Raw genomic sequence first — 26,166 nt, forward strand, 5'->3', positions numbered from 1 at the left:
ATCCAGTCGCGCCGGGTCGGTTCGCCGACCGGTCGGATCAATGAATCACCGGCCATCTTCTGGGGCGTCTTTGATATTCACGGTGGCGGTGACGGACATGCCCGGGCGGATCTTGCCGTGTAGCGCGTTATCGGCCTTGAAGGTCAGTTTCACCGGGATTCGTTGCACGACTTTGGTGAAGTTGCCGGTGGCGTTGTCCGGCGGCAGCAGGCTGAACTGCGCGCCGGACGCGGCGAACAGACTGTCGACCCGCGCTTCGATCGGCGTGTCGCCATACGCATCAAAGGTCAGCTCGGCTTTCTGGCCGGGCTGCATGTGGCCGATCTGGGTTTCCTTGAAGTTGGCCTGCACCCAGATGTCTTCGTCCGGAACGATCGATAGCAGATAAGCGCCGGCCTGCACCACTTGGCCGTTACGGGCGGCACGCTGGCCGACGAGGCCGCTGATCGGTGCGTGGATTTCGCTGCGGGTCAGGTTGAGTTCGGCTTGCGCGAGATCGGCGCGGGCGTTCGCAATCTGCGCGTCGAGGCGTTTGATTTCCGCGTTCAGGGCGTTGACCTGCTGGCGCTGGCCCTGTGCATCGGCCTGCGCCTTGGCCACTTGCGAGCGAGCAATGTGTGTGTCGGCGGAGAGGGTGGTCACCCGTTCTTCGGAAACATAACCGGGTTTGCGCAGGGTTTCTGCTCGCGACAAGTCCATCTGCGAGCGGCCGAGCGTCGCTTGGGTGGTCGCCACTTGAGCATCGCTGGCAGCGATCAGGCTCGACTGCTGGGTCAGTTTGCTTTGCGCCTGCAGGCGTTCGGCTTCGCGGGTGGCGAGGGCGGCGTTGGCACGATCAATCGCAAGGCGGAAATCATTCGGTTCGAGGCGCACCAGCAACTGGCCTTTTTCGACATGCTGATTGTCCTGCACCAGCACTTCGTCGATGCGCGCGCTCAGTTGACTCGACACACGGGTGATTTCGCCCTGGACATAGGCGTTGTCGGTGCTTTCATAAAAGCGTCCCTTGAAAAACCAATGGGCGAAGAAGCCCCCGGCAATCAGCAGGACGAGCAGCAGGAAAATCAACAGGCGACGCTTGAGTTGAGCAGGCATGGGCAAACTGTAGTCGAGGAATTGTAAGGAAAGTTATCAGCCGGCGAATCTGGCATACAGCCGATAAACGGTAAATGCCATCTGCTGATATTCCGCCATTCATCACGGCTTACGGGCCTTACAGACGCAAACTTGGCTTAAATGCCCTGCCCGCTGGAGCGGGGCGGGTGTCGCCTGTTACCATTCGCCGCTTGATTGTTTTGCTTTTCATTCTTTTCGAGACATGCCATGACCACCGTCCGCACTCGCATCGCGCCATCGCCTACCGGGGACCCCCACGTAGGTACCGCTTACATCGCATTGTTCAACTACTGCTTTGCCAAGCAGCACGGCGGTGAGTTCATCCTGCGGATCGAAGACACCGACCAGTTGCGTTCGACCCGCGAGTCCGAACAGCAGATCTTCGACGCTCTGCGCTGGCTGGGTATCGACTGGAGCGAAGGCCCGGACGTTGGCGGCCCGCACGGTCCTTACCGGCAGAGCGAGCGCGGCGACATCTACCAGAAGTACTGCCAGCAACTGGTCGACATGGGCCACGCGTTCCCCTGCTTCTGCACCGCTGAAGAGCTCGATCAGATGCGCGCCGAGCAAATGGCCCGCGGCGAAACTCCACGCTACGACGGCCGCGCGCTGCTGCTGTCGAAAGAAGAAGTCGCGGCTCGTCTGGCTGCCGGCGAACCCCACGTGATCCGCATGAAAGTCCCGAGCGAAGGCGTTTGCGTAGTCCCGGACATGCTCCGTGGCGACGTCGAGATCCCGTGGGATCGCATGGACATGCAAGTGTTGATGAAGACCGACGGCCTGCCGACGTACTTCCTCGCCAACGTCGTCGACGATCACCTGATGGGCATCACCCACGTCCTGCGTGGTGAAGAGTGGCTGCCATCAGCGCCGAAACTGATTCTGCTCTACGAATATTTCGGCTGGGAGCAACCAGAGCTGTGCTACATGCCGCTGCTGCGTAACCCGGACAAGAGCAAGCTGTCCAAGCGCAAGAACCCGACGTCGGTGACGTTCTACGAGCGCATGGGTTTCATGCCTGAGGCGATGCTCAATTACCTCGGCCGCATGGGCTGGTCGATGCCGGACGAGCGCGAGAAGTTCTCGCTGCAGGAAATGGTCGACAACTTCGACCTCAAGCGTGTGTCCCTTGGCGGGCCGATCTTCGACATCGAGAAGCTGTCGTGGCTCAACGGCCAATGGCTGCGTGATCTGCCGGTGGAAGAATTCGCCAGCCGCTTGCAGACCTGGGCGTTGAACCCGCAATACATGATGAAGATCGCGCCGCTGGTTCAAGGTCGCGTTGAAACCTTCAGCCAGGTTGCACCGCTGGGCGGGTTCTTCTTCGCCGGTGGTGTTAACCCGGATGCCAAGCTGTTCGAATCGAAAAAGCTTTCCGGTGATCAGGTTCGGCAGTTGATGCAGTTGATCCTGTGGAAGCTGGAAAGCCTGCGTCAGTGGGAGAAGGACAACATCACCGCAACGATTCAGGCCGTGGTCGAATCCCTTGAGTTGAAGTTGCGCGATGCGATGCCGCTGATGTTTGCTGCGATCACCGGGCAGGCGAGTTCGGTATCGGTGCTCGATGCCATGGAAATCATTGGCCCGGATCTGACCCGCTTCCGTCTGCGTCAGGCGATCGACCTGCTGGGCGGCGTGTCGAAGAAAGAAAACAAAGAGTGGGAAAAGCTGCTGGGCGCTATCGCCTGATAGCTTAACCCCCCTGTAGGAGCTGCCGAAGGCTGCGATCTTTTGATCTTGATCTTTAAACGGCAACGTCAAAAGATCGCAGCCTTCGGCAGCTCCTACAGGGGCATGCTTTATCCCAAGTCCCGGATTTTCGGGAGGAGGGCGGTAAGTGATTGTTATGCCGACGAAAAACTTTGAAAAATTTCAAAAATAAGTTTGACAGGCTTTCGATACGCCCTTAAGATTCGCCCCGTCCTCAGCGATGACATCAACGATGAGGGGCTATAGCTCAGCTGGGAGAGCGCCTGCATGGCATGCAGGAGGTCAGCGGTTCGATCCCGCTAAGCTCCACCAATTTACAGGTTCAAGGTCTGGCCACACCGGCCTTGAATCGATCAGCTCTCAGCACTGATCAGTTGTATAGAAGGTTTGTGTCCCCTTCGTCTAGTGGCCTAGGACACCGCCCTTTCACGGCGGTAACAGGGGTTCGAGTCCCCTAGGGGACGCCACGATTACCCGCTCTGCGGGATTTTATAAGGGTCATTCAATTATTGAATGGCCCTTTTGTTTGTCTGGCGTTTGGCCAATTCTCCTTTTTCCTTACACTGTGCTTCAGACCAGCGGTCATATCCTTGACTTGCAGAATATTATTATGCGAATAATATTCTAGTCGTAATATTCGGAGGCAACGATGAACGATAAAAAAGCTCAAACCCGCGAACGCATCCTCAAGGCTGCCAGCTCCGCACTGATTCAGCGTGGCCCGGCAGACCCTAGCGTGGGCGAAGTGATGGGCGCAGCCGGCCTGACCGTCGGCGGCTTCTATGCGCACTTCGAAAGCAAGGACGCGATGATGCTTGAAGCGTTCAAGCAATTGCTCGGTCGCCGCCGCGACCTGATTGCTGACATGGACACGCAACTGACCGGTGAAGAACGCCGTGCTCTGGTCGCTGCGTTCTATCTGTCACGCAAGCACCGTGACTCCAGCGAAGCGGCGTGCCCTATTCCGGCTTCCATTGGCGAACTGGGTCGTTTGCCGGACTCGTTCCGGCTTGCGCTGAACGAACACCTGGAATTGATGGTGGCGCAGTTGGCGTCCAGCCCTGAGGACACCGATAAAGCGCTGGCCGACATGGCCTTGATGGTGGGTGGTCTGGCACTCGCAAGAGCGCTGGGTCCGGGAGATTTATCCGACCGATTGCTGCGCGCTGCCAAGTCGGCGGTGCGTTGACCTGAAGGCAACACGCCTGAGGAGAGAGCGATGAACACGTTGAAGTGGGTTCGTGGCGTTAATGGCACCTTGGGCTGGATTGCACCGAAACGGGTGGCGAGCAAAATGCGTCTGGCATTCATGACGCCGCGCGCGCTGCCACTGCGCGAATGGGAACTGCCGATGCTGGCCAATGCCGAGCGGATTACGTTGCGCTTCGGTCTGTCGGCACTGCGCTGGGGTCAAGGTCCGACCGTGCTGCTGATGCATGGTTGGGAAGGGCGGCCCACTCAATTCGCCTCGTTGATCACCGCGCTGGTCGATGCCGGTTACACCGTTGTCGCGCTCGATGGTCCGGCCCACGGTCGTTCGCCGGGGCGTGAGGCCAATGTGGTGTTGTTCGCTCGGGCGATGCTCGAAGCGGCGGCGGAGTTACCGCCGCTGCAAGCAGTCATCGGCCACTCCATGGGCGGCGCCAGCGCGATGCTCGCCGTGCAATTGGGCTTGCGCACCGAAACCCTCGTCAGCATCGCTGCTCCAGCGCGAATTCTTGGTGTGCTGCGTGGTTTTGCCCGATACGTCGGTATGCCGCCGCGAGCCCGCTCCGCGTTCATTCGTCAAGTCGAGCAGGATGTCGGCATGCGCGCTGCCACGCTGGACGTCGCGCACTATCAACTGGATATGCCCGGCCTGATCGTGCACGCCGAGGACGACAACTTCGTCTCGGTCAAAGAGTCGCAATTGATCCACGAATCCTGGTTCGACAGTCGCTTGCTGCGCCTCGAGGGCGGTGGTCATCAGCGCGTATTGGCCGACCCTCGGGTGATTGATGGGGTGTTATCACTGCTGGCCGGTCGCAGCCTTCAGACGCGCCAATCGGCGTGAGCTCCGTTACACTGCCCCGGTTGAATAACTGACCGGGAGTGGGGCATGGGCTGGGATCGGGAAACGCCGTTTACCATTGATCTGCAAGTAGGCGCCGAGGACATCGACGGGCTCGGCCACGCGAACAACGCGGTGTACGTGACCTGGCTCGAGCGTTGCGCCTGGCGCCATTCGCAGCGTCTGGGCCTGGATCTGGTCGAATATCGGCGGCTGGATCGGGCGATGGCCGTGGTTCGTCACGAGATCGATTATCTGGCCGCCGCCTATGAAGGCGATGAGTTGCAATTGGCGACCTGGATCGTCGATTGGGATCAGCGCCTGAAGATGACCCGGCATTTCCAGCTCAAGCGCCCGAGCGACAACACCACGCTGTTGCGCGCGCAAACCACGTTTGTCTGCATTGAGCTGTCCACCGGTAAGCCGAAGCGCATGCCGGCAGAGTTCATCGAAGGTTATGGCCCGGCTATCCTGCTCTCAGAGTCTGCGCAAATCTAATGTAGGAGTGAGCCTGCTCGCGATAGCGGTGTGTCAGTCGAAACATATGTGACTGACACACCGCTATCGCGAGCAGGCTCACTCCTACAAGGAATATGTGTTGTTCTGCGGATTTGTGCGATATCCAGTAAACTGCCGCACGTTTTTTCCTCAAGTAGTGTTTTTCCCATGCAAATTGCTCTGGCGCCCATGGAGGGGTTGGTCGACGACATCCTCCGCGACGTGCTGACCCGCGTTGGCGGCATCGACTGGTGCGTGACTGAATTCATTCGGGTCAACGACCAGTTGCTCACTCCAGCGTACTTCCACAAGTTCGGCCCGGAGCTGCTCAACGGCGCCCGCACCGCATCCGGTGTGCCATTGCGTGTGCAGTTACTCGGTTCCGATCCGGTGTGCCTGGCGGAGAACGCTGCGCTGGCCTGCGAACTCGGCTCCGAAGTGATCGACCTCAACTTCGGCTGCCCGGCCAAGACCGTCAACAAGTCCCGAGGCGGCGCCGTACTGCTGAAAGAGCCGGAACTGCTCAACCAGATCGTCGAGCACGTGCGCCGCGCCGTACCTGCGCACATCCCCGTGACGGCGAAGATGCGCCTCGGTTTCGACAGCCCGGACGGTTCGCTGGTCTGCGCTACGGCGTTGGCTGAAGGTGGCGCCGAGCACATTGTGGTTCACGCCCGAACCAAGATGGACGGCTACAAGCCGCCGGCGCATTGGGAATGGATTCCGCGTGTACAGGACGTGGTCAAGGTCCCGGTGTTCGCCAACGGCGATATCTGGAGCGTCGAAGACTGGCGCCGTTGCCGCGAAATCAGCGGCGTGGAAGACATCATGCTCGGTCGCGGACTGGTTTCGCGCCCCGATCTGGCCAAACAGATCGCTGCTGCGCGCGCGGGTGAAGACGTCGTCGAAATGACCTGGGCCGAGCTGATGCCGTTGATTCAGGACTTCTGGCTGCAAGCCAAAGCGCAGATGACCGCACGCCAATCGCCGGGCCGTTTGAAGCAATGGCTGGCGATGCTGACGCGCAATTATCCTGAGGCTACGGAGCTGTTTACCGTGCTGCGGCGCGAGACCGAGCCGGATCATGTTTCGCGTTTGCTCGGTCTGCCAGTCGCCGAAGCGGCCTGAAAAAAATCTGCAAATAATCTCTTGAAATCATTTCAGCGGTCCCTATTTAAGGGTTACGCGATGCCGAATACGGGTCGCGGAGACAAGAAAACTTGCTGATTTTTTTTCAGGAGATTTGCACCATGAGTACCGCATTTTCCCTCGCGCCACTGTTCCGTTCCTCGGTAGGTTTCGACCGTTTCAACGACCTGTTCGAAACCGCCCTGCGCAACGAGCCAGGCAGCAGCTACCCACCTTACAACGTCGAAAAGCACGGTGATGACCAGTACCGCATTGTCGTCGCCGCCGCCGGTTTCCAGGAAGAAGACCTGGAGCTGCAAGTCGAGAAAGGTGTGCTGACCATCAGTGGCGGCAAACGTGACGCCAACGAAGGCGTGACCTTCCTGCACCAAGGCATCGCCCAGCGTGCATTCAAGCTGTCTTTCCGCTTGGCTGATCACATCGAGATCAAGGCGGCGGATCTGAAAAACGGTCTGTTGAGCATCGACCTGTTGCGAGTGATCCCGGAAGAGGCAAAAGCCAAACGCATTCCGATCAACGGGGTGGAGAAGCCGGTTCTGCAATAAGACCGAGCAATGAAAAGGGCGCCACTGGCGCCCTTTTTTGTGCCCGTCATTCCAGCAGCACTTTCAGATCCTCCAGCGCCACCGGCCGACTGTGCAAATAACCCTGATACAAATGGCAGCCCAGCCCTTGCAGGAATGCCAGTTGCTCCGGTGTTTCCACGCCCTCGGCAATCACTTCCAGCTCCAGACTGCGGGCCATGGCGACAATCGCGCGAATGATCTCGGCATCGTTGGGGTCAGTGGTCGCATCACGGATAAACGACTGGTCGATTTTCAGCGTGTCCACTGGCAGACGCTTGAGGTAAGTCAGCGACGAATAACCGGTGCCGAAATCGTCCATGGCAAAACTCACGCCGAGCTTTTTCAGACGACGCATTTTGCTGATGGTGTCTTCCAGGTTCTGGATGACGATGCCTTCGGTGATTTCCAGTTTCAGCAACGAGCACGGCAGGCCATGGCTGGTCATGCTGTGTTCGATGCGCTCGACAAAGTCGTTCTGGCGAAACTGTCGCGGGCTGATATTGACGCACAGGCTGAAATTGAGCGGGTCGACCAGTTTCAGCGCGATCAGTTGTTTGAATGCATTGCAGGCTTCGTCGAGGATCCACGTACCGACTTCGAGAATCAGACCGCTGTCTTCCAGCACTTTGATGAACTCTGTGGGCGATTGTGCGCCGAGTTCCGGGTGATTCCAGCGCACCAGGGCTTCGGCGCCGATGATGCGGTTATCCCGCGCGTCGATCTGCGGCTGGAAGTGCACATTGAATTCACCGCGCGACAGCGCCAGGCGCAAGTCGGTCTCCATGCGCAGCCGTTCACTGGCGGCCTTCTGCATGGTGTTGTGGTACATCTGCGTGGTGTTGCGCCCGGAATCCTTGGCCCGATAAAGCGCAATATCGGCGCGCTTGAGCAGGTCGGTCGGCGTCGAGCCGTGATCGGGGATCAGCGCCACGCCGATGCTCGGCGTCACTTGCAGGCGCTGGCCGTCGAGGAACATCGGTTCCGACAGCAATTCACGCAGGGTATCGGCCAGATTGCGCACTTGTGCGCTGACTTCGTTGCGCGAGCCTTCAAGGCCACTGAGCAGCACGACAAACTCATCGCCGCCCAGGCGCGCAACCGTATCCTCCATGCGTACGCTGGCTTCGAGCCGTGCAGTAATGATCTTCAGCACCGTGTCGCCGACCGGGTGGCCGAGGGAGTCGTTGATGTGTTTGAAGTGATCGAGGTCGAGAAACAGTAACGCGCCGCGCAGGTTGTGACGCTTGAGCAGGGCGATCTGCTGGCTCAGGCGATCCATCAGCAGGGCGCGGTTGGGCAGGTTGGTCAGCGGGTCGTGATAAGCCAGATGACGGATTTGCGCTTCGGCGTTTTTCAGCAGGCTGACATCACGAGCGGTCAATAGCAGACAGGCGGTTTCGTTAAGGGTGATCGGTTCGACGGAAACTTCCACCGTCAGCATCTCTCCGCGTTTGTTGCGCCCGAGCATTTCCTGGTGGTGTACGCGGCCCTTGATCTGCAGTTCGGCCAAGAGTGCCGAGCGTTGCTTTTCCTCAGCCCAGATGCCGACCTGATACACGGTTTTACCCACCACTTCGTCGGCGCGATAGCCGGTGAGCCTGCAGAAGCCATCGTTGACCTCCAGATAGCGTCCGGTGTCGCGCTCGGTAATGGTGATGGCGTCGGGGCTGGAGTGAAACGCCTTGGCGAATTTCTCTTCACTGGCTTTCAGCGCCGCTTCCGAGCGCTGCTGCTGGGTAATGTCGCGCAGGGTGGTGACGATGCAGGGTTGATCGCCGACGCTGATCTGCCGGCTGGAAATCACGCAGGTCAGCGATTGGCCGTCCTTGTGCTGCACGATGATCGCGACATTGCTCAAGCCCTGTTCGCGAATCACCCGTTCAATGCGTTGCAGACTTTTTGCCGATGCGTCCCACAGGCCGATTTCTTCGGCGGTGTGGCCAATCACGTCGGCAGCGCTCCAGCCGAAGGTTTGGGTAAAGCTGTTATTGATTTCGATGAACTCGCCACTGTCCTGACGGGTGACGCAGATTGGGTCGGGGCTGACCTGAAACAGCGTGGCGAATTTTTCTTCCGAGGCCACCAGCCGCTGTTCGCGCTCGACCTGATCGGTGATGTCCAGCAGGGTGCCGGCCATGCGCAGCGGTGCGCCGTTGTCGTCGCGGTAAAGGCGGGCGCGGCTTTCCAGATAGCGCGAGCTGCCGTCGGGCAGTTGCACGCGATAGGTCAGCTGATAATTGCCCGCCGGGCCTTCGCGCAGGCTGCGGTAGGCGTCGCGCATGCTGTCGCGCTCTTCGCCGGGCACCCCTTCGAAAAACTCGTCGAACGATTCGTGAAATGGTTTTGGCTCCAGCCCGTGCAATTGCGCAGCCCGCGCTGAGCCGTAAAGCATGCCGCTGGGGATGTGCCAGTCCCAGGTGCCGAGCTGCGCTGAGTCCAGCGCCAGGTCGAGGCGTTCCTGGCTGTCCTTGAGCGCATGTTCGGCGGCTTTGCGTTCGGTGGTGTCGAGGAAAGTGCTGAGCAGATACGGCTGGCCTTCGAGTTCGACCTTCTGGGCGCTGAGAATGCCGTCATGAATCTGCCCGTTGCTCGCGCGAAACTGCACTTCCATGCTGATCAATTCGCCCTTGGCCTTGGTTTTCTTGACCAGTTCCGCGCGCTGCTCCGGATGCACCCACAGGCCCAGTTCCAGTGTGGTGCGACCGATGGCACTCTGCACCGGCCAGCCGAACAGGCTTTCAAAATACTGATTGGCCTCGCTGATCAGGCCGTCTTCCTGGCGGGTCAGCAGGACCATGTTCGGGCACAGGTGGAAAAGTGTCGCGAAACGTTTCTCCGAACTGCTCAGGGCCTGTTCGCGTTGGCGCTGGTGGGTGATTTCACGAATCACCCCGATCATTCGGGGGCGCCCGTGTTTATCCGGCAGCAGGCTGCCGCTGATCTCCAGCCAGTGCAGGCTGCCGTCCGGCCAGCGGATGCGGTGGTGCATCGCCTGTTCCAGCGGTGCGCCGGCAATCACCGCGTGGAAGGCGCGGACGGTTTTCGCGCGGTCTTCCGGCGGCAGCAGATCGAGGTATTCCAGATCTTCGGGCAGCGGTTGCCGAGGATCGAAGCCGAACAATGCCTGGGTGCCACGCGACCAACTGATCTGCCCGCGCTCGATGTCCCAATACCAGGCGCCGAGCCGCGCGCCGTTGAGTGCGGCGAGCAATTGTGGCGCACTCTCCCAGCTCTGCTCGGAATGACGCGGGTCAATGGCCTGAATACGCGGCATCGGCGGAATTCGGTCAACAGATTTCGGCATCGTTAACAGGCCTTGAGCTGATGGTGGCATTAGGCACAGGGACAGCGGCTCTATAGGAGTAGCACAAGTTGGCCTCAAGTCCCTGGCAGATCGATTTGTGCGTCCAGCAAGGCCATAAACGCTCTTGCTGCATTCGATAGCGTCCGTTCGGTGTGCAAGATATAGCCTAGCTGGCGACTGAGCTGTATGCCCGGCAATACGATGCTCGCCACTTGATCGTCGAGCATGGTGCGTGGCAAAACGCTCCAGGCCAGGCCAATCGAGACCATCATCTTGATGGTTTCCAGGTAGTTGGTGCTCATGGCGATGTTCGGCGTCAGGCCCTGAGCCTCGAATAAACGTTGGACAATGTGGTGCGTGAAGGTGTTGCCTCCGGGGAAAACCGCCGGATGACCGGCAATGTCCGCCAGACTGACGGCACCGTTATTGATCAGCGAATGCTCTGGGGCGACCACAAAATCCAGCGGGTCGTCCCAGACGGGCGTGGCTTTGACCAGTGCGTGCGGTTCCGGCGCAAGGGTGATGACCGCCAGTTCCGCGCGGCCATGGAGAATTTCCTCGTAGGCCACTTCCGAATCGAGGAACTGAATATCCAGCGCCACCTGTGGGTAACGGCGGGTGAACTCCCTTAACAGCGGCGGTAAACGGTGCAGGCCGATGTGATGACTGGTGGCCAGGGTCAGGCGGCCGCTGACTTCGCCGGTGAGGTTGGTCAGTGCGCGGCGGGTGTCGTCGAGCACGTTGAGAATCTGATAAGCCCGCGGCAGCAGGGCGCGGCCGGCCTCGGTCAGGCCGACTTCACGGCCCAGCCGATCAAACAGGCGCACCTTCAATTGTTGCTCCAGCCCGGCGATGCGCTTGCTGATCGCCGGTTGCGTCAGGTGCAACCGTTCGCCGGCGTTGGAGAAGCTGCCGGTCTCGGCAATCGCGATAAAAGCGTTGAGGTTGGCCAGATCCATGGTTGTATTCCAGTTGGTTATCCAAAGCATAAAAAATATGAATTTGAGTTATTTAATCTAACCCCATAGGATCGGCCTCACAAGCCAAAGGGTTATTGATAAGACAAGGGCATAGAAACAATCTGATGATGAAACGTCAGAAGGCAGGCAAAAAGCTCTACGACAAGCTCTGGGATTCGCATTTGGTCAAGCAGCGCGACGATGGCTCGGCGCTGATCTATATCGATCGTCACATCATTCACGAAGTGACCTCGCCGCAAGCCTTTGAAGGTCTGCGTCTGGCCGGGCGCAAGCCTTGGCGCATCGATGCCAACATCGCGACCCCAGACCACAACGTACCGACGACGCCAGAGCGCAAGGGCGGCATCGAAGCCATTGCTGATCAGGTCTCGCGTTTGCAGGTTCAGACCCTCGACGACAACTGCGATGAATACGGCATCGTCGAGTTCAAGATGAATGACGTGCGCCAAGGCATCGTCCATGTGATCAGCCCGGAGCAGGGCGCAACCTTGCCGGGCATGACCGTGGTTTGCGGCGACTCGCACACCTCGACCCACGGCGCGTTTGGCGCCTTGGCTCACGGTATCGGCACCTCCGAGGTCGAGCACGTGCTCGCCACTCAGTGCCTGGTCGCCAAGAAAATGAAAAACATGCTGGTGCGCGTTGAAGGGCAATTGCCGTTCGGCGTGACCGCCAAGGACATCGTCCTCGCAGTGATCGGCAAGATCGGCACCGCTGGCGGCAATGGCCACGCCATCGAGTTCGCTGGCAGCGCGATCCGCGACTTGTCCGTTGAAGGGCGCATGACCATCTGCAACATGTCCATCGAAGCCGGCGCCCGCGTGGGTCTGGTGGCAGCGGATCAGAAGACCGTCGATTACGTCAAGGGCCGTCCATTTGCCCCGAAAGGCGCGGAATGGGACATGGCTGTCGAAGCCTGGAAAGACCTGGTCTCCGACGCCGATGCCAAATTCGACACCGTGGTTGAACTCGACGCCGCGCAGATCAAGCCGCAAGTCAGCTGGGGCACTTCGCCTGAGATGGTTTTGGCCGTTGATCAGAACGTGCCGGATCCGGCCAAAGAAATGGATCTGGTCAAGCGCGACTCGATCGTCCGTGCCTTGAAATACATGGGTTTGACCGCCAATCAGGCGATCACCGACATCCAACTGGATCGCGTGTTTATCGGTTCCTGCACCAACTCGCGGATCGAAGACTTGCGCGCTGCGGCGGTGATCGCCAAGGGCCGTAAAGTCGCATCGACCATCAAGCAAGCGATCGTGGTGCCGGGCTCGGGTCTGGTCAAAGCGCAGGCTGAGGCCGAAGGTCTCGACAAGATTTTCCTCGAAGCCGGTTTCGAATGGCGTGAGCCGGGTTGCTCGATGTGCCTGGCGATGAACCCGGACCGTTTGGAGTCCGGCGAACATTGCGCCTCGACCTCCAACCGTAACTTCGAAGGCCGTCAGGGCGCCGGTGGCCGTACCCACCTCGTCAGCCCGGCCATGGCGGCGGCGGCAGCGGTGAACGGTCGTTTCATCGACGTTCGCGAATTGATTTAAGGAGCGCAGCATGAAAGCTTTTACCCAGCACACTGGTCTTGTCGCGCCTTTGGATCGTGCCAACGTCGACACCGACCAAATCATTCCGAAACAGTTTTTGAAGTCGATCAAGCGCACCGGTTTCGGTCCGAACCTGTTCGACGAGTGGCGTTACCTCGATGTCGGTCAACCGTATCAGGACAACTCCAAGCGCCCGCTGAACAAGGACTTCGTCCTCAACGCCGAGCGTTATCAAGGCGCCAGCGTGTTGCTGGCCCGCGAGAACTTCGGTTGCGGCTCCAGCCGTGAACACGCGCCGTGGGCGCTGGAAGAATACGGTTTCCGCAGCATCATCGCGCCGAGCTACGCCGACATCTTCTTCAACAACAGCTTCAAAAATGGCTTGCTGCCGATCATCTTGAGCGACGCTGAAGTCGATGAGTTGTTCAAGCAGGTTGAGGCTGAGCCGGGTTATCAATTGCAGGTTGATCTGCAAGCGCAGACCGTGACCCGTCCGGATGGCAAGGTGTACAGCTTTGAGATTGATGCGTTTCGTAAGCATTGCTTGTTGAATGGTCTCGACGATATCGGTTTGACCTTGCAGGACGGTGATGCGATTGCGACGTTTGAGGCCAGGCATCGGGTTAGCCAGCCGTGGTTGTTCCGTGACGCGTGATTGATTCGAGGTTGATGTAGTCAGGGCCGGCCCCTTCGCGAGCAGGCTCGCTCCCACACTTGAAATGCATTCCCCTGTGGGAGCGAGCCTGCTCGCGAAGACGGCAGCCCGAACAACACAAATATCAGGATGTGACCATGACCAGCACCGCCCAACACACCCAGGTCGTACAAAAGCAATTCGGTGAACAGGCCGCCGCCTACCTGAGCAGCGCCGTTCACGCTCAAGGCACCGAGTTCGCGCTGCTACAGGCTCAACTGGCCGGGCAGGGCGAGGCACGTGTGCTGGACTTGGGTTGCGGCGCCGGTCACGTCAGTTTTCACGTGGCATCGCTGGTCAACGAAGTGGTCGCTTACGACCTGTCGCAGCAAATGCTCGACGTGGTCGCCGCCGCTGCGATTGATCGCGGTATCGGCAACATTTCCACGGTCAACGGTGCCGCCGAGCGTCTGCCGTTTGCCGATGGCGAGTTCGACTTCGTGTTCAGCCGTTATTCGGCGCATCACTGGAGCGATCTCGGTGTGGCCCTGCGCGAAGTACGTCGGGTGCTGAAACCGGGCGGTGTGGCGGCGTTCGTTGACGTGTTGTCACCGGGCAGTCCGTTGTTCGACACTTATCTGCAAAGCGTCGAAGTGCTGCGCGACACCAGCCATGTGCGCGATTACTCCGCCGCTGAATGGCTGCGTCAGGTCAGCGAAGCCGGTTTGCATGTGCGCAGCACCACGCGGCAGCGCCTGCGTCTGGAGTACACCACCTGGGTTGAGCGCATGCGCACACCCGAAGTGATGCGCGCAGCGATCCGCCAGTTGCAGCAGTCGATGGGCAACGAAGTGCGCGAATATTTTGAGATTGATGCCGACGGCTCGTTCAGTACCGATGTGATCGTACTGATGGCCGAGCGCTAAGAATTTTTCCGGGCGCGCCTGAGATGGCGCACCGACTGAAGACACGAGGAAAGCATGAGCAAGCAGATTCTGATTCTCCCAGGTGACGGTATTGGTCCGGAAATCATGGCCGAAGCGGTCAAGGTGCTGGAACTGGCCAACGACAAGTACAGCCTGGGCTTCGAGCTGAGCCATGACGTGATCGGTGGCGCCGCCATCGACAAGCACGGCGTGCCGCTGGCCGACGAAACCCTCGACCGCGCTCGTGCTGCCGACGCCGTGCTGCTGGGCGCCGTTGGCGGGCCGAAATGGGACACCATCGAGCGTGATATCCGCCCTGAGCGCGGCCTGCTGAAAATCCGTGCGCAACTGGGCCTGTTCGGCAACCTGCGTCCGGCGATCCTGTACCCGCAACTGGCTGACGCTTCGAGCCTGAAGCCGGAAATCGTTGCCGGTCTGGACATCCTCATCGTCCGTGAGCTGACCGGCGGCATCTACTTCGGCGCACCACGCGGCACCCGCACTCTGGAAAACGGCGAGCGTCAGTCCTACGACACGCTGCCGTACAGCGAAAGCGAAATCCGTCGCATCGCCCGCGTCGGTTTCGACATGGCTATGGTTCGCGGCAAGAAGCTCTGCTCGGTGGACAAGGCCAACGTGCTGGCCTCCAGCCAACTGTGGCGTGAAGTGGTCGAGCAAGTGGCCAAGGATTACCCGGAAGTCGAACTGAGCCACATGTACGTCGACAACGCCGCCATGCAACTGGTGCGCGCGCCGAAGCAGTTCGATGTGATCGTCACCGACAATATGTTCGGCGACATTCTGTCCGACGAAGCGTCGATGCTCACCGGTTCCATTGGCATGCTGCCTTCGGCCTCGCTGGATTCCAACAACAAGGGCATGTACGAGCCTTGCCATGGTTCCGCTCCGGACATCGCCGGTAAAGGCATTGCCAACCCGTTGGCGACCATTCTGTCGGTGTCGATGATGCTGCGTTACAGCTTCAATCTGCACGACGCGGCCGATGCCATCGAGAAAGCCGTCAGCGTTGTGCTCGATCAAGGCCTGCGCACTGGCGACATCTATTCGGCTGGTTGCAGCAAAGTCGGTACGCAGGAAATGGGCGACGCAGTAGTCGCCGCGCTGCGGAATCTGTAATCTCTCGGGCCCGCTGCGAAATTCAATACAAAGCAGCGGCCCACTTTTCAAGAAGGTGTAGTTGCGATGAAACGTGTAGGTCTGATCGGTTGGCGCGGGATGGTCGGTTCCGTGCTCATGCAGCGGATGCTGGAAGAGCAGGATTTCGATCTAATCGAGCCGGTGTTTTTCACCACGTCCAACGTCGGTGGCCCAGGCCCGTCCGTGGGCAAGGACCTTGCTCCGCTCAAGGATGCTTACAGCATTGATGAGCTGAAGACCCTCGACGTGATTCTGACCTGCCAGGGCGGCGACTACACCAGCGAAGTGTTCCCGAAGCTGCGCGAAGCCGGCTGGCAGGGTTACTGGATTGATGCGGCCTCGAGCCTGCGCATGAACGATGACGCGGTCATCATTCTCGATCCGGTCAACCGCAAGGTTATCGATCAGCAGCTCGATGCGGGCACCAAGAACTACATCGGCGGCAACTGCACCGTCAGCCTGATGCTGATGGGCCTGGGCGGTCTGTTCGAGGCGGGTCTGGTCGAGTGGATGAGCGCCATGACCTATCAGGCGGCTTCCGGTGCCGGCGCGCAGAACATGCGTGAACTGATCAAGCAAATGGGCGCGACCCACGCCGCTGTCGCTGATCAACTGGCCGATCCGGCCAGCGCGATCCTCGACATCGACCGTCGCGTGGCCGATGCCATGCGCAGCGAAGCGTACCCGACCGAAAACTTCGGCGTACCGCTGGCCGGCAGCCTGATCCCGTGGATCGACAAAGAGCTGCCGAATGGCCAGAGCCGCGAAGAGTGGAAAGCTCAGGCCGAGACCAACAAGATCCTCGGTCGCTTCAAGAGCCCGATCCCGGTCGACGGCATCTGCGTGCGCATCGGTGCGATGCGGTGCCACAGCCAGGCGCTGACCATCAAGCTGAACAAAGACGTACCGATCGCCGATATCGAAGGGCTGATCAGCCAACACAACCCTTGGGTCAAACTGGTCCCGAACCAGCGCGAAATAAGCATGCAGGAGCTGAGCCCGACCAAGGTCACTGGCACCCTGAATGTTCCGGTGGGTCGTCTGCGCAAGTTGAACATGGGTTCGCAATTCGTCGGTGCCTTCACCGTTGGCGACCAACTGCTGTGGGGCGCGGCCGAACCGCTGCGTCGCATGCTGCGGATTTTGCTTGAGCGTTGATCGCCTGAAGCAATGAAAGAGCCCGTGCCTTGAAAGAGGTGCGGGTTTTTTTATGCCTGTGGTTTCTCGGGTGTTTGTACCGGCCTCATCGCTGGCAAGCCAGCTCCCACAGTGTTCAGTGTTGTATACAAGATTCATGCACAACACAGAAACCTGTGGGAGCTGGCTTGCCAGCGATGAGGCCGGTTGGGGCGCCGCAAATCCCGGACAGAAATTGCCTGTGCGCCAGTCACCCGGTAAAGTGCCGCTCCCCCCGTTTCGCCAGAGGCTCGCACCATGACCCAGACCCTAGATATTGCCGTGATCGGCGCCACCGGTACTGTCGGCGAAACCCTCGTACAGATTCTCGAAGAACGCGACTTCCCGGTCGGCAACCTGCACCTGCTGGCGAGCAGCGAATCTGCCGGCAGCTCGGTGCTGTTCCGCAACAAGAACGTACGCGTTCGCGAAGTCGACGAGTTCGATTTCAGCAAGGTCAAACTGGTGTTTTTCGCAGCGGGCCCGGCCATTACCCTGAGCTACGCCGCGCGCGCCCATGCTGCCGGTTGCTCGCTGATCGACTTGTCCGGTGCATTGCCAGCCGATCAGGCACCGCAAATCGTTCCGGAGGCCAACCCCGCTGTGCTCGCCGGTTTGAAGGCGCCGTTCCAAGTCAGCAGCCCAAGCCCATCGGCCACTTCGCTCGCCGTGGTGCTGGCGCCGCTGCTCGATCTGATCGACCTGCAATACGTGAACGTCACCGCCAATCTCGCCGTGTCCGCACAGGGTCGTGAAGCTGTCACCGAACTGGCGCGGCAGACCGCCGAGCTGCTCAACATGCGCCCGCTGGAGCCAACCTTCTTCGATCGGCAGATGGCTTTCAACCTGCTGGCGCAGGTCGGCACGCCTGACGCACAGGGCCATACGCTGCTGGAAAAACGTCTGGTGCGCGAGTTGCGTCAGGTGCTGGCACAGCCTTCTTTAAAGATTTCCGCAACTTGCGTTCAAGCCCCGGTGTTTTTTGGCGATAGCTTTAGCGTGACTTTGCAATCAAAGCGCGCAGTCGACCTGGAAAAGGTCAACGCGGCACTTGAAGATGCGCCGGGTATTGAGCTGGTCGAGGCCGGTGATTATCCGACCGCCGTGGGTGACGCGGTAGGCCAGGACGTGGTCTATGTCGGGCGCGTGCGCAGCGGAGTCGACGACCCGGCGGAACTTAATCTGTGGCTGACGTCAGATAACGTACGCAAAGGTGCAGCCCTTAACGCTGTGCAGGTGGCTGAATTGTTGATAAAAGACCTGCTGTAAAAGATACTTGGCAACAATTTGTCGACTGATTCTAGGTGAGCGCTATGCTTGCCCGGAGCGCTGGATAACGTGTCACCCTCCGGGACTTTCCGGGGCATCAAAGAAATGAGCGCGCGCGACATCTGTCGTCGTCGCGCGCAATGCCTTACGGCAGCGGCAATCAATATCTTCTCGCTGGCCGAGGAACGTTCAAACAAAGGATGAGGCTATGGTTCAAGTTCGCAAACTGGTGTTAGCAATAGCGGCCGCCTCGGCGCTGTCCTCCGGTATGGCGCATGCCCTCGGGCTCGGGGAGCTGACCCTGAAGTCGACCCTGAACCAGCCGCTGGTGGCTGAAATCGAGCTGCTCGACGTCAAGGATCTCACTGCTGCCGAAGTGGTGCCGAGCCTGGCTTCACCCGAAGATTTCGCCAAGGCCGGCGTCGATCGCCAGGCCTTCCTCAATGACCTGACTTTCACTCCGGTGCTCAACGCCAGCGGCAAAAGCGTGCTGCGCGTAACGTCGAGCAAGCCGTTGTCGGAACCGATGGTGAAATTCCTCGTGCAGGTGATGTGGCCGAACGGTCGTCTGCTGCGCGATTACAGCGTGCTGCTGGATCCATCGAAGTTCTCGCCAGAGACCGCTGACGCCGCCGCACAACCGGCGCCGTCGCAGACCATCGCCGCACCGACCACGGGCGCCACACACCCGACGCAATACACCACCACGCCGCGCGATACCCTGTGGGAGATTGCCGCGAAGGCGCGCAACGGTGGTTCGGTGCAGCAGACCATGCTGGCCATTCAAGCGTTGAACCCGGATGCGTTCATTGGCGGCAACATCAACCGGCTGAAAACCGGTCAGGTGCTACGTCTGCCGGATTCGGTGCAAAGCACTGCATTGCCGCAGTCGAAAGCAATTGCCGAGGTCGCGGCGCAGAACGAAGCCTGGCGCACGGGCCGTCGCTATGTGGCCAAGCCCGGCACCGGTCAGCAGCAGCTCGATGCGACCAACCGTGGTCGCGGCAATACCGCTGGAGCACAGAACGCCCAGGACAATCTGAGCCTGGTCTCCGCCGAGAGTGCCAAGGCGCGCGGCAAAGGCCCGGCAGGTGACGCCCAAGCCTTGAGCAACAAGCTTGCAGTCACTCAGGAAAACCTCGACACGACCCGTCGTGACAACGAGGAACTGAAAAGCCGCATGTCCGATCTGCAAAGTCAGATGGACAAACTGCAAAAGCTCATCGAGCTGAAGAACAATCAACTGGCGAAACTGCAGGCCGAAGGCGCGGGCGCTGCCCCGGCCGCGAATGGCGCAGTCGCGCCGGTTCCGGCGATCACTGCTGAGCTGGCTGCCACACCGCCGGCTACTCCTGCAGAAGCAGCGCCGACGCCAGAATCTGCCATTGCTCCACCTGCCGAAACACCGGTTGAGCCAGTGGTCGAGCCGGTTGTCGAAACCAAACCTGCGGCTGATGATGAAAAAACCTTCAATGAGCTGCTGACCAATCCGATCCTGTTGGGTCTGATCGGTGGCGGTGCGGTAGTTCTGCTGCTCCTGCTGTTGCTGTTGGCGCGTCGCCGCAAAGCTCAGCAGGAAGCTGAAAAGCATGTGCGCATGGCTCGTGCGCTGGCCGAAGAACAAGAGTTCTCCGCCGAGCAGGATCTGCCGGAAAGCAGCTTCGAAGGTCTGGAAACGCCAGCGGCGAGCGTCAAGCTCAACACTCCGGCGCCTGCTCCTGCTCCAGTCGTGGCTCCGGTAGTGGCGCCGATCGTGATGGCTGAGCCGATTGCCGCGCCGCTGGTGGCGCCGGCCGCCGAGCGTTCCGATGACGTGCTCGACAAGGCGCAATCGCACATCAGTGCCGGTCGCCTGAATCAGGCTGCAGCATTGCTGGAGGAGGGCGTCAGCCTCGAGCCGCAACGCAGTGATCTGCGTCTGAAACTGATGGAAGTCTACGGTCAGCAGGGCGATCGCGATGCGTTCGTCGGCCAGGAACGTCAGTTGGTGGCCAATGGCGACAACTTTGCCAAGGTCGAAGAACTGAAGAGTCGCTTCCCGGCGATGGCCGTCGTCGCTGCTTCGGGGCTGGCCGCTGCTGCCGTGGCTGCTGAGCTGGATGCACAGTACGTCAAGGAACTGTTGCTGGATGAGCCTGAAGCGCCTGCGCCAGCTCCTGTTGAAGATGACCTGGACAGTGCGTTTGACCTGAGCCTGGACGATCTCGACAACATCACGCCAGTTGAGCCAGCGCCTGTGGTTGAGCCCGAAGCGCCGGTCGAGCTGGACGAATTCCCGTCCGACGATGACCTGAGCTTCGAGTCGGTGCTGCAACAGCAGACCGACATCAAAGAGAATCTGGATGACCTGTCGGACTTCGATCTGGATCTGGATCTCGGTGCCGAGCCGGCGGCTCCTGCGGCTGATCTGGCGGACGATGACTTCCTGCTGGATCTGGACGAAGGCGTGAAGGATCTGCCTCCAGTCGAGGCGCCGGTGGTAGCTGACGTGCCGCAGGATGATCTGGAGCTGCCGGCTGATTTCGATCTGTCGCTGGCCGACGAAATGGACAGCAATCCGGCGGCTGAGCCTGACGCATTCGCAGCAGAACTGGATGACGTTAACGCCGAGCTGGATCGTCTGTCGCAAAGCGTTGCCGAACCGACCTTCACTGAAGCCGATGCGGCAATCGGTGGTGATCTGGGTGAAGACGATTTCGACTTCCTTGCCGGCACCGACGAGGCCGCGACCAAGCTCGATCTGGCGCAGGCCTATATCGACATGGGCGATGCCGATGGTGCACGCGACATCCTCAACGAAGTGCTGACCGAGGGTGACGAGAAACAGCGTGGTGAAGCCAAGGAAATGCTCTCGAGCCTGTAGTCAATCTGCGGTAAACAAAACGGCAGCCCATTGAGGCTGCCGTTTTTGTTTGTGCCGGATTCAGTGGTGTCTGAAGGATTGCTATCGCGAGCAGGCTCACTCCTGCATTTGGAATGCGTTCCCCTGTAGGAGTGAGCCTGCTCGCGATAGGGCCAGAACTGCCAATAGAGAGTTCTGGCATCCCTGAACCACAGCCTTATAATGCCCGCCTTTGCAAAAACAGCAGGCTGTCCCACCTTGGCAAACATAGATAACCCGGTCGCCGAAATGGCCCCCGACGGCTTTTACCGCGTTGCGTTGGGCGTTGAGTACAAAGGCTCGCGCTACAGTGGCTGGCAGCGTCAGTTGACGGGTGTGGCGACGGTGCAGGAAGAGCTTGAAAAAGCCTTGTCGAAAGTCGCCAACTCGCCGGTCTCCTTGCAGTGCGCCGGGCGCACCGATGCCGGCGTGCATGCTTGCGGACAAGTGGTGCACTTTGATACCACGGTTGATCGTTCGCTGAAAGCCTGGGTCATGGGCGCCAATATCAATCTGCCGCACGACATCAGCGTCAGTTGGGCGCGGGTGATGCCGGCGCATTTCCATGCGCGGTTCAAAGCCATCGCCCGGCGCTATCGCTACGTGATCTACAACGATCAGATTCGCCCGGCGCATCTCAATGAAGAAATCACCTGGAACCACCGTCCGCTGGACGTCGAGCGCATGGCCGAGGCCGCGCAGTATCTGATCGGCACCCATGATTTCAGTGCGTTTCGCGCCGGCCAGTGTCAGGCTAAGTCGCCGATCAAGAAGATGCATCACCTGCGCGTGACCCGTCACGGCAAGATGATCGTGCTCGACATCCGCGCCAATGCTTTCCTGCATCACATGGTGCGCAACATCGCTGGCGTACTGATGACCATCGGTGCGGGCGAGCGTCCAGTCGAATGGATGAAGGAAGTGCTGGAAAGCCGCGAGCGCCGCTCTGGTGGGGTGACCGCGCATCCGTACGGGTTGTACCTGGTGCAAGTCGAGTACCACGACGAATTCCCGTTGCCCGAGCGTTTTATCGGGCCACATTTCCTTACGGGTTTCTCCGAACTTGACGGCTGACGCCTTCGAACGCTTTTGTTACCATCCGGGACTTTCCCGGATTTTGCCTTGGAGTTTTTCTCGACATGCCAGCCGTTCGCAGCAAGATCTGCGGGATTACCCGCATGGAAGATGCGTTGGCCGCCGTCGAAGCCGGGGCTGATGCGATCGGTTTCGTGTTTTACGCCAAGAGTCCACGCGCGGTGAGCGTGCAGCAGGCGCGTGCGATCATCAAGGCGTTGCCGCCGTTCGTGACCACTGTGGGCCTGTTCGTCAACGCCAGCCGCTGCGAGTTGGGCGAAATCCTCGATGCGGTGCCGCTGGATCTGCTGCAGTTCCATGGTGATGAAGTCGCTGAAGACTGTGAAGGCTGGCACCGTCCGTATATCAAGGCGTTGCGGGTCAAGGCTGGCGATGACATCGCCGCTGCCGTTGATGCTTACCCGAGCGCCAGTGGCGTGCTGCTCGACACTTACGTCGAAGGCGTGCCCGGCGGAACCGGTGAGGCGTTCGACTGGTCATTGATTCCGCAAGGTTTGAGCAAACCGTTGATTCTTGCCGGTGGTTTGACCCCCGAGAACATCGCCGACGCCGTGGCGCGGGTAAAACCCTACGCGGTAGACGTCAGCGGTGGAGTAGAGGCGAGCAAAGGCATCAAGGATCACGCAAAGATTCGCGCATTCATCAACGCTGCGCGCAAAGCTCCATATTGATGTGACGGCTGGCAGTCTGCCGCCGTCCATCAATGCACTTGCACAAAGCAGGCGCGGCTGAGGGTTTGGGGATAGCACGCAGGTCATGTTTCGCGCTGACCGTGGCTGTCTGTCAACCATCGCCACACACATGAATTTAGCTGAAGGGCATACGCGGGGCTGCGAACCAGAGCGTTCGGGCCGCCGGTACTGGAGAAAAAAAGCATGAGCAACTGGTTGGTAGACAAACTGATCCCTTCGATCATGCGTTCCGAGGTCAAGAAGAGCTCGGTCCCTGAAGGTCTGTGGCACAAATGCCCGTCTTGCGAGGCGGTGCTGTATCGTCCAGAGCTGGAAAAGACCCTGGACGTTTGCCCCAAGTGCAACCACCACATGCGCATCGGCGCACGTGCACGCATCGACATCTTCCTCGATGCCGAAGGTCGCAACGAACTGGGCGCCGATCTGGAGCCGGTTGACCGTCTGAAGTTTCGCGACGGCAAGAAGTACAAGGATCGCCTGACCGCCGCACAGAAGCAGACCGGCGAAAAAGACGCGCTGATCTCCGTCAGCGGCACCTTGCTGGGCATGCCAGTAGTGGTTTCGGCGTTCGAATTTGCCTTCATGGGCGGTTCGATGGGTGCCATCGTTGGTGAGCGCTTCGTCCGCGCTGCCAACTACGCCCTGGAAAACCGTTGCCCGATGATCTGCTTCGCCGCTTCCGGCGGTGCGCGCATGCAGGAAGCGCTGATCTCGCTGATGCAAATGGCCAAGACTTCCGCCGTACTGGCGCGTCTGCGTGAAGAAGGCATTCCGTTCATCTCGGTGTTGACCGACCCGGTCTACGGCGGTGTTTCCGCGAGTCTGGCGATGCTCGGCGACGTGATCGTCGGTGAGCCGAAAGCCCTGATCGGCTTCGCCGGTCCGCGCGTTATCGAGCAAACCGTGCGTGAAAAACTGCCGGAAGGCTTCCAGCGCAGTGAATTCCTGCTGGAACACGGTGCCATCGACATGATCATCCACCGTCAGGAGCTGCGCCCACGTCTGGGTAACCTGCTCGCACAGATGACTGGCAAGCCGACGCCGAAATTCGTCGCCGCGCCAATCGAGCCGATCGTGGTTCCGCCGGTACCTGCTGGCCTATGACCGAGCGCACCCTTGGCGAGTGGCTCGCCTACCTTGAGCAGTTGCATCCATCGGCCATCGACATGGGCCTGGAGCGTTCGCAACAGGTAGCGTCCCGGATGGGGCTGGGCCAGCCGGCGCCTCGGGTGATTACGGTCACCGGCACCAACGGCAAGGGTTCGACCTGCGCATTCGTGGCTTCATTGCTGCGCGCGCAGGGCCTGAGCGTTGGTGTCTACAATTCCCCGCATCTGCTGCGTTACAACGAGCGGGTGCAGCTCAATGGCGTCGAAGCCACTGACGCGCAGCTGTGCGAAGCCTTTGCTGCAGTCGAGGCCGGGCGCGGCGACACTTCCCTGACTTACTTCGAGATGGGCACTCTCGCGGCGTTCTGGCTGTTCCAACAGGCCGGACTCGATGCGGTGGTGCTTGAAGTCGGTCTGGGCGGGCGTCTGGACACGGTCAACGTGGTTGATGCCGATATCGCACTGGTCACCAGCATTGGCGTCGATCACGCCGATTATCTGGGTGATACCCGTGAATCCGTGGCTTTCGAAAAGGCCGGTATCTTCCGTCAGGGCAAACCTGCCTTGTGCGGCGATCTGAATCCTCCGCAACCGCTGCTCGACAAGGCGCGTGAACTGGCCTGTCCGTTCTTCCTGCGTGGACGCGATTTCGACCTTGGCATCACCGATCAGCACTGGCAGTGGCGCGGCACCGATGCGCAAGGCCAGGCGGTAGAGTTGCATGACCTGCCGCTGCTCGATCTGCCGATGGAAAACGCCGCGCTGGCGTTGCAGGCGTACCTGCTGCTTGGTTTGCCGTGGGATGCGCAGCAGATCGTCGTCGCCCTGCAGGCGACGCGCGTGGTCGGGCGCCTTGATCGCCGCTCGTTCGATTGGGGCGGCAAGCGCCTGAATGTGTTGCTGGATGTTGGTCACAATCCGCATGCCGCCGAGTATCTGGCCCGTCGTCTGGCCGCGCGGCCGCCAGTCGGCAAGCGCTTGGCGGTATTTGGTCTGCTGGCTGACAAGGATCTGGATGGTGTTGTCGGCGAATTGAGTGCTAGTGTCGCGCACTGGGCAGTGGCGCCGCTGGATTCGCCGCGAGCTCGCCCGGTAGCTGAATTGCAGGCGGCATTGCAGAACCTTGGTGCGTCGGTCACGTCTTACGACAGTGTTGCCGCCGCGCTGGAAGGGCAGTGCGCCGTAGCCACCAGCGACGACGAGATTCTGTTGTTCGGATCATTTTATTGTGTCGCCGAGGCCCTTGAATGGCTGGCCCGGCGCTCCACGGAGGAAGCGGCAAATGGCTTTGCTGGATAAAGCTTACAAGCAGCGCATGGTTGGCGCTTTGGTGCTGGTCGCGCTGGCGGTGATCTTCCTGCCGATGCTGTTTTCCCGTCAGGATGAGCAGCGTCAGGTGACTGTCGAGGCGCCCGCCGCTCCGCAAGCGCCTGCCATGCCGCAAGTGCAAATGGAAGCGGTCGCCGTGCCTGAGCCGCAAGCCTTGCCGCAAGAGCCAGTGCCAACGGATGAAGAAGTCGCAGAAGATACTGCGCCTGTTGCACCTGTTGCACCTGTTGCGCCTGCGCCGACGGCTCCCATTATGATCACCAAGCCTGTTGCGCCTCCCGCGGTGGCCAAGCCGATTCCTGCGCCAGCTCAGCCGATCACTGCGTCCTCGTCCAGGCCGGACACAACGCAAAGCCGCGTCGATGCCAACGGTCTGTCGGTGAGCTGGTCGGTGCAACTGGCCAGTCTGTCGAGTCGTGCCAGCGCCGAAAGCCTGCAGAAGACCCTGCGCAGTCAGGGCTATAACGCTTACATCCGCTCTGCCGACGGCAAGAATCGGGTGTTTGTCGGCCCGCTGATCGAGCGTGCCGAGGCTGATCGTCTGCGTGATCTGTTGGGGCGTCAGCAGAACCTCAAGGGTTTTGTTGTGCGCTTCCAGCCTGAGCGCGGCTAAAAACTATCGCCTCGATTGAAATGCACTGACAATCGCAGCTTACCGAGAGGCATGCGCTCTGCTAAAATGCGCCGCCTTATCCGTCTGTAGGCTGCACTGTGCCATTTACCTGGGTTGACTGGGCGATCGTTGCAATCATCGCCATCTCCGCTTTGATCAGTTTGAGCCGCGGCTTCGTCAAGGAAGCATTATCGCTGGTGACCTGGATCATCGCAGGAGCCGTCGCCTGGATGTTCGGTGGCTCACTGTCCGAGTACCTCGCCGGATACATCGAAACCCCATCGGCTCGCGTGATCGCGGGCTGTGCCATCATGTTTGTCGCCACACTGATCGTGGGCGCAATGATCAATTATCTTATCGGCGAGTTGGTACG

At 59.9% G+C, this 26,166-nt stretch carries 22 protein-coding genes and 2 tRNA genes; 21 read left to right on the forward strand and 3 right to left on the reverse strand.

Annotated elements, in window-relative coordinates:
* Positions 1 to 45 precede the first annotated feature (45 nt).
* Positions 46 to 1,095: an HlyD family secretion protein gene (locus ACIPIZ_RS20950; RefSeq protein ID WP_064389115.1), complete on the reverse strand. Its 1,050-nt coding sequence runs from the start codon at positions 1,093 to 1,095 to the stop codon at positions 46 to 48.
* Between the two features lie 228 nt (positions 1,096 to 1,323).
* Here ACIPIZ_RS20950 and gltX point away from each other — a divergent pair, with 228 nt between their 5' ends.
* The 8 genes from gltX to ACIPIZ_RS20990 all read left to right on the forward strand — a co-directional run bounded on the left by gltX (position 1,324) and on the right by ACIPIZ_RS20990 (position 7,068).
* Entirely contained in the window at positions 1,324 to 2,805 is a 1,482-nt protein-coding gene (gene gltX / locus ACIPIZ_RS20955; RefSeq protein ID WP_064389116.1) for a glutamate--tRNA ligase, read from the forward strand.
* Between the two features lie 257 nt (positions 2,806 to 3,062).
* Positions 3,063 to 3,138 (forward strand) — tRNA-Ala (locus ACIPIZ_RS20960).
* Between the two features lie 79 nt (positions 3,139 to 3,217).
* A tRNA-Glu gene (locus tag ACIPIZ_RS20965) sits at positions 3,218 to 3,293 on the forward strand.
* 182 nt (positions 3,294 to 3,475) lie between these two features.
* A complete protein-coding gene (locus ACIPIZ_RS20970) occupies positions 3,476 to 4,015 on the forward strand; it encodes a TetR/AcrR family transcriptional regulator (protein WP_064389117.1) in 540 nt (179 codons plus the stop codon).
* Between the two features lie 30 nt (positions 4,016 to 4,045).
* Positions 4,046 to 4,879, forward strand: a complete 834-nt coding sequence (locus ACIPIZ_RS20975) for an alpha/beta fold hydrolase (RefSeq protein WP_064389118.1) — start codon at positions 4,046 to 4,048, stop codon at positions 4,877 to 4,879.
* Positions 4,880 to 4,924: 45 nt separating this feature from the next.
* Complete coding sequence (locus tag ACIPIZ_RS20980; RefSeq protein WP_401167192.1) at positions 4,925 to 5,374, forward strand: acyl-CoA thioesterase; 450 nt, start codon at positions 4,925 to 4,927, stop codon at positions 5,372 to 5,374.
* Positions 5,375 to 5,542: 168 nt separating this feature from the next.
* Positions 5,543 to 6,502 carry a tRNA-dihydrouridine synthase gene (locus tag ACIPIZ_RS20985; RefSeq protein WP_064389120.1) on the forward strand — a complete coding sequence of 320 codons (960 nt, stop codon included), beginning with the start codon at positions 5,543 to 5,545 and terminating at the stop codon, positions 6,500 to 6,502.
* A 122-nt stretch (positions 6,503 to 6,624) separates the two neighbouring features.
* A complete protein-coding gene (locus ACIPIZ_RS20990; RefSeq protein WP_064389121.1) occupies positions 6,625 to 7,068 on the forward strand; it encodes an Hsp20 family protein in 444 nt (147 codons plus the stop codon).
* Between the two features lie 46 nt (positions 7,069 to 7,114).
* Here ACIPIZ_RS20990 and ACIPIZ_RS20995 read toward each other — a convergent pair whose 3' ends face one another.
* Both ACIPIZ_RS20995 and ACIPIZ_RS21000 read right to left on the reverse strand, forming a co-directional pair.
* Positions 7,115 to 10,393, reverse strand: coding sequence for a PAS domain S-box protein (locus ACIPIZ_RS20995; RefSeq protein ID WP_105708866.1), 3,279 nt, complete (start codon positions 10,391 to 10,393; stop codon positions 7,115 to 7,117).
* A gap of 74 nt (positions 10,394 to 10,467) precedes the next feature.
* Complete coding sequence (locus tag ACIPIZ_RS21000; protein WP_064389123.1) at positions 10,468 to 11,352, reverse strand: LysR family transcriptional regulator; 885 nt, start codon at positions 11,350 to 11,352, stop codon at positions 10,468 to 10,470.
* Between the two features lie 128 nt (positions 11,353 to 11,480).
* On the opposite strand from ACIPIZ_RS21000, the gene leuC reads away from it, so the two are divergent.
* From leuC to ACIPIZ_RS21065, 13 genes are all read left to right on the forward strand, one after another.
* Entirely contained in the window at positions 11,481 to 12,911 is a 1,431-nt protein-coding gene (leuC, locus tag ACIPIZ_RS21005) for a 3-isopropylmalate dehydratase large subunit (protein ID WP_401167219.1), read from the forward strand.
* A gap of 10 nt (positions 12,912 to 12,921) precedes the next feature.
* Positions 12,922 to 13,566 (forward strand): 3-isopropylmalate dehydratase small subunit, encoded by a 645-nt coding sequence (leuD, locus tag ACIPIZ_RS21010; RefSeq protein ID WP_064389124.1) that lies wholly within the window; start codon positions 12,922 to 12,924, stop codon positions 13,564 to 13,566.
* Between the two features lie 137 nt (positions 13,567 to 13,703).
* Entirely contained in the window at positions 13,704 to 14,471 is a 768-nt protein-coding gene (locus ACIPIZ_RS21015; RefSeq protein WP_401167198.1) for a class I SAM-dependent methyltransferase, read from the forward strand.
* Positions 14,472 to 14,525: 54 nt separating this feature from the next.
* Complete coding sequence (leuB, locus tag ACIPIZ_RS21020; protein ID WP_038363640.1) at positions 14,526 to 15,608, forward strand: 3-isopropylmalate dehydrogenase; 1,083 nt, start codon at positions 14,526 to 14,528, stop codon at positions 15,606 to 15,608.
* 66 nt (positions 15,609 to 15,674) lie between these two features.
* Positions 15,675 to 16,787, forward strand: a complete 1,113-nt coding sequence (gene asd, locus ACIPIZ_RS21025; RefSeq protein WP_401167201.1) for an aspartate-semialdehyde dehydrogenase — start codon at positions 15,675 to 15,677, stop codon at positions 16,785 to 16,787.
* A 276-nt stretch (positions 16,788 to 17,063) separates the two neighbouring features.
* Complete coding sequence (locus ACIPIZ_RS21030) at positions 17,064 to 18,074, forward strand: aspartate-semialdehyde dehydrogenase (RefSeq protein ID WP_122660443.1); 1,011 nt, start codon at positions 17,064 to 17,066, stop codon at positions 18,072 to 18,074.
* Between the two features lie 208 nt (positions 18,075 to 18,282).
* Positions 18,283 to 20,937, forward strand: coding sequence for a FimV/HubP family polar landmark protein (locus ACIPIZ_RS21035; protein WP_401167204.1), 2,655 nt, complete (start codon positions 18,283 to 18,285; stop codon positions 20,935 to 20,937).
* A gap of 267 nt (positions 20,938 to 21,204) precedes the next feature.
* Complete coding sequence (truA, locus tag ACIPIZ_RS21040; protein WP_034152768.1) at positions 21,205 to 22,029, forward strand: tRNA pseudouridine(38-40) synthase TruA; 825 nt, start codon at positions 21,205 to 21,207, stop codon at positions 22,027 to 22,029.
* A gap of 65 nt (positions 22,030 to 22,094) precedes the next feature.
* Positions 22,095 to 22,721 carry a phosphoribosylanthranilate isomerase gene (locus ACIPIZ_RS21045; protein ID WP_105708864.1) on the forward strand — a complete coding sequence of 209 codons (627 nt, stop codon included), beginning with the start codon at positions 22,095 to 22,097 and terminating at the stop codon, positions 22,719 to 22,721.
* Positions 22,722 to 22,925: 204 nt separating this feature from the next.
* Entirely contained in the window at positions 22,926 to 23,846 is a 921-nt protein-coding gene (accD, locus tag ACIPIZ_RS21050; protein ID WP_007913458.1) for an acetyl-CoA carboxylase, carboxyltransferase subunit beta, read from the forward strand.
* Positions 23,843 to 25,150, forward strand: a complete 1,308-nt coding sequence (gene folC, locus ACIPIZ_RS21055) for a bifunctional tetrahydrofolate synthase/dihydrofolate synthase (protein ID WP_122854662.1) — start codon at positions 23,843 to 23,845, stop codon at positions 25,148 to 25,150. Before accD ends, folC begins: the two co-directional genes overlap by 4 nt.
* Positions 25,134 to 25,793 carry an SPOR domain-containing protein gene (locus ACIPIZ_RS21060; RefSeq protein ID WP_401167209.1) on the forward strand — a complete coding sequence of 220 codons (660 nt, stop codon included), beginning with the start codon at positions 25,134 to 25,136 and terminating at the stop codon, positions 25,791 to 25,793. Before folC ends, ACIPIZ_RS21060 begins: the two co-directional genes overlap by 17 nt.
* Positions 25,794 to 25,891: 98 nt before the next feature.
* The coding region (locus ACIPIZ_RS21065; RefSeq protein WP_401167212.1) for a CvpA family protein at positions 25,892 to 26,166 on the forward strand (275 nt) is incomplete at its 3' end.

This window comes from Pseudomonas sp. NPDC087690, from assembly GCF_044743175.1.
Taxonomy (GTDB): domain Bacteria; phylum Pseudomonadota; class Gammaproteobacteria; order Pseudomonadales; family Pseudomonadaceae; genus Aquipseudomonas.

Coding starts and splice junctions, on each gene's coding strand:
- ACIPIZ_RS20975 (WP_064389118.1), top strand. CDS start 4,046: ATGAACACGTTGAAGTGGGTTCGTGGCGTTAATGGCACCTTGGGCTGG.
- truA (WP_034152768.1), top strand. CDS start 21,205: ATGGCCCCCGACGGCTTTTACCGCGTTGCGTTGGGCGTTGAGTACAAA.
- asd (WP_401167201.1), top strand. CDS start 15,675: ATGAAACGTGTAGGTCTGATCGGTTGGCGCGGGATGGTCGGTTCCGTG.
- ACIPIZ_RS20970 (WP_064389117.1), top strand. CDS start 3,476: ATGAACGATAAAAAAGCTCAAACCCGCGAACGCATCCTCAAGGCTGCC.
- ACIPIZ_RS21060 (WP_401167209.1), top strand. CDS start 25,134: ATGGCTTTGCTGGATAAAGCTTACAAGCAGCGCATGGTTGGCGCTTTG.
- folC (WP_122854662.1), top strand. CDS start 23,843: ATGACCGAGCGCACCCTTGGCGAGTGGCTCGCCTACCTTGAGCAGTTG.
- ACIPIZ_RS20980 (WP_401167192.1), top strand. CDS start 4,925: ATGGGCTGGGATCGGGAAACGCCGTTTACCATTGATCTGCAAGTAGGC.
- ACIPIZ_RS21045 (WP_105708864.1), top strand. CDS start 22,095: ATGCCAGCCGTTCGCAGCAAGATCTGCGGGATTACCCGCATGGAAGAT.
- ACIPIZ_RS20950 (WP_064389115.1), bottom strand. CDS start 1,095: ATGCCTGCTCAACTCAAGCGTCGCCTGTTGATTTTCCTGCTGCTCGTC.
- ACIPIZ_RS21000 (WP_064389123.1), bottom strand. CDS start 11,352: ATGGATCTGGCCAACCTCAACGCTTTTATCGCGATTGCCGAGACCGGC.
- gltX (WP_064389116.1), top strand. CDS start 1,324: ATGACCACCGTCCGCACTCGCATCGCGCCATCGCCTACCGGGGACCCC.
- ACIPIZ_RS21015 (WP_401167198.1), top strand. CDS start 13,704: ATGACCAGCACCGCCCAACACACCCAGGTCGTACAAAAGCAATTCGGT.
- ACIPIZ_RS20995 (WP_105708866.1), bottom strand. CDS start 10,393: ATGCCGAAATCTGTTGACCGAATTCCGCCGATGCCGCGTATTCAGGCC.
- leuB (WP_038363640.1), top strand. CDS start 14,526: ATGAGCAAGCAGATTCTGATTCTCCCAGGTGACGGTATTGGTCCGGAA.
- ACIPIZ_RS21030 (WP_122660443.1), top strand. CDS start 17,064: ATGACCCAGACCCTAGATATTGCCGTGATCGGCGCCACCGGTACTGTC.
- accD (WP_007913458.1), top strand. CDS start 22,926: ATGAGCAACTGGTTGGTAGACAAACTGATCCCTTCGATCATGCGTTCC.
- leuD (WP_064389124.1), top strand. CDS start 12,922: ATGAAAGCTTTTACCCAGCACACTGGTCTTGTCGCGCCTTTGGATCGT.
- ACIPIZ_RS20990 (WP_064389121.1), top strand. CDS start 6,625: ATGAGTACCGCATTTTCCCTCGCGCCACTGTTCCGTTCCTCGGTAGGT.
- leuC (WP_401167219.1), top strand. CDS start 11,481: ATGAAACGTCAGAAGGCAGGCAAAAAGCTCTACGACAAGCTCTGGGAT.
- ACIPIZ_RS21035 (WP_401167204.1), top strand. CDS start 18,283: ATGGTTCAAGTTCGCAAACTGGTGTTAGCAATAGCGGCCGCCTCGGCG.
- ACIPIZ_RS20985 (WP_064389120.1), top strand. CDS start 5,543: ATGCAAATTGCTCTGGCGCCCATGGAGGGGTTGGTCGACGACATCCTC.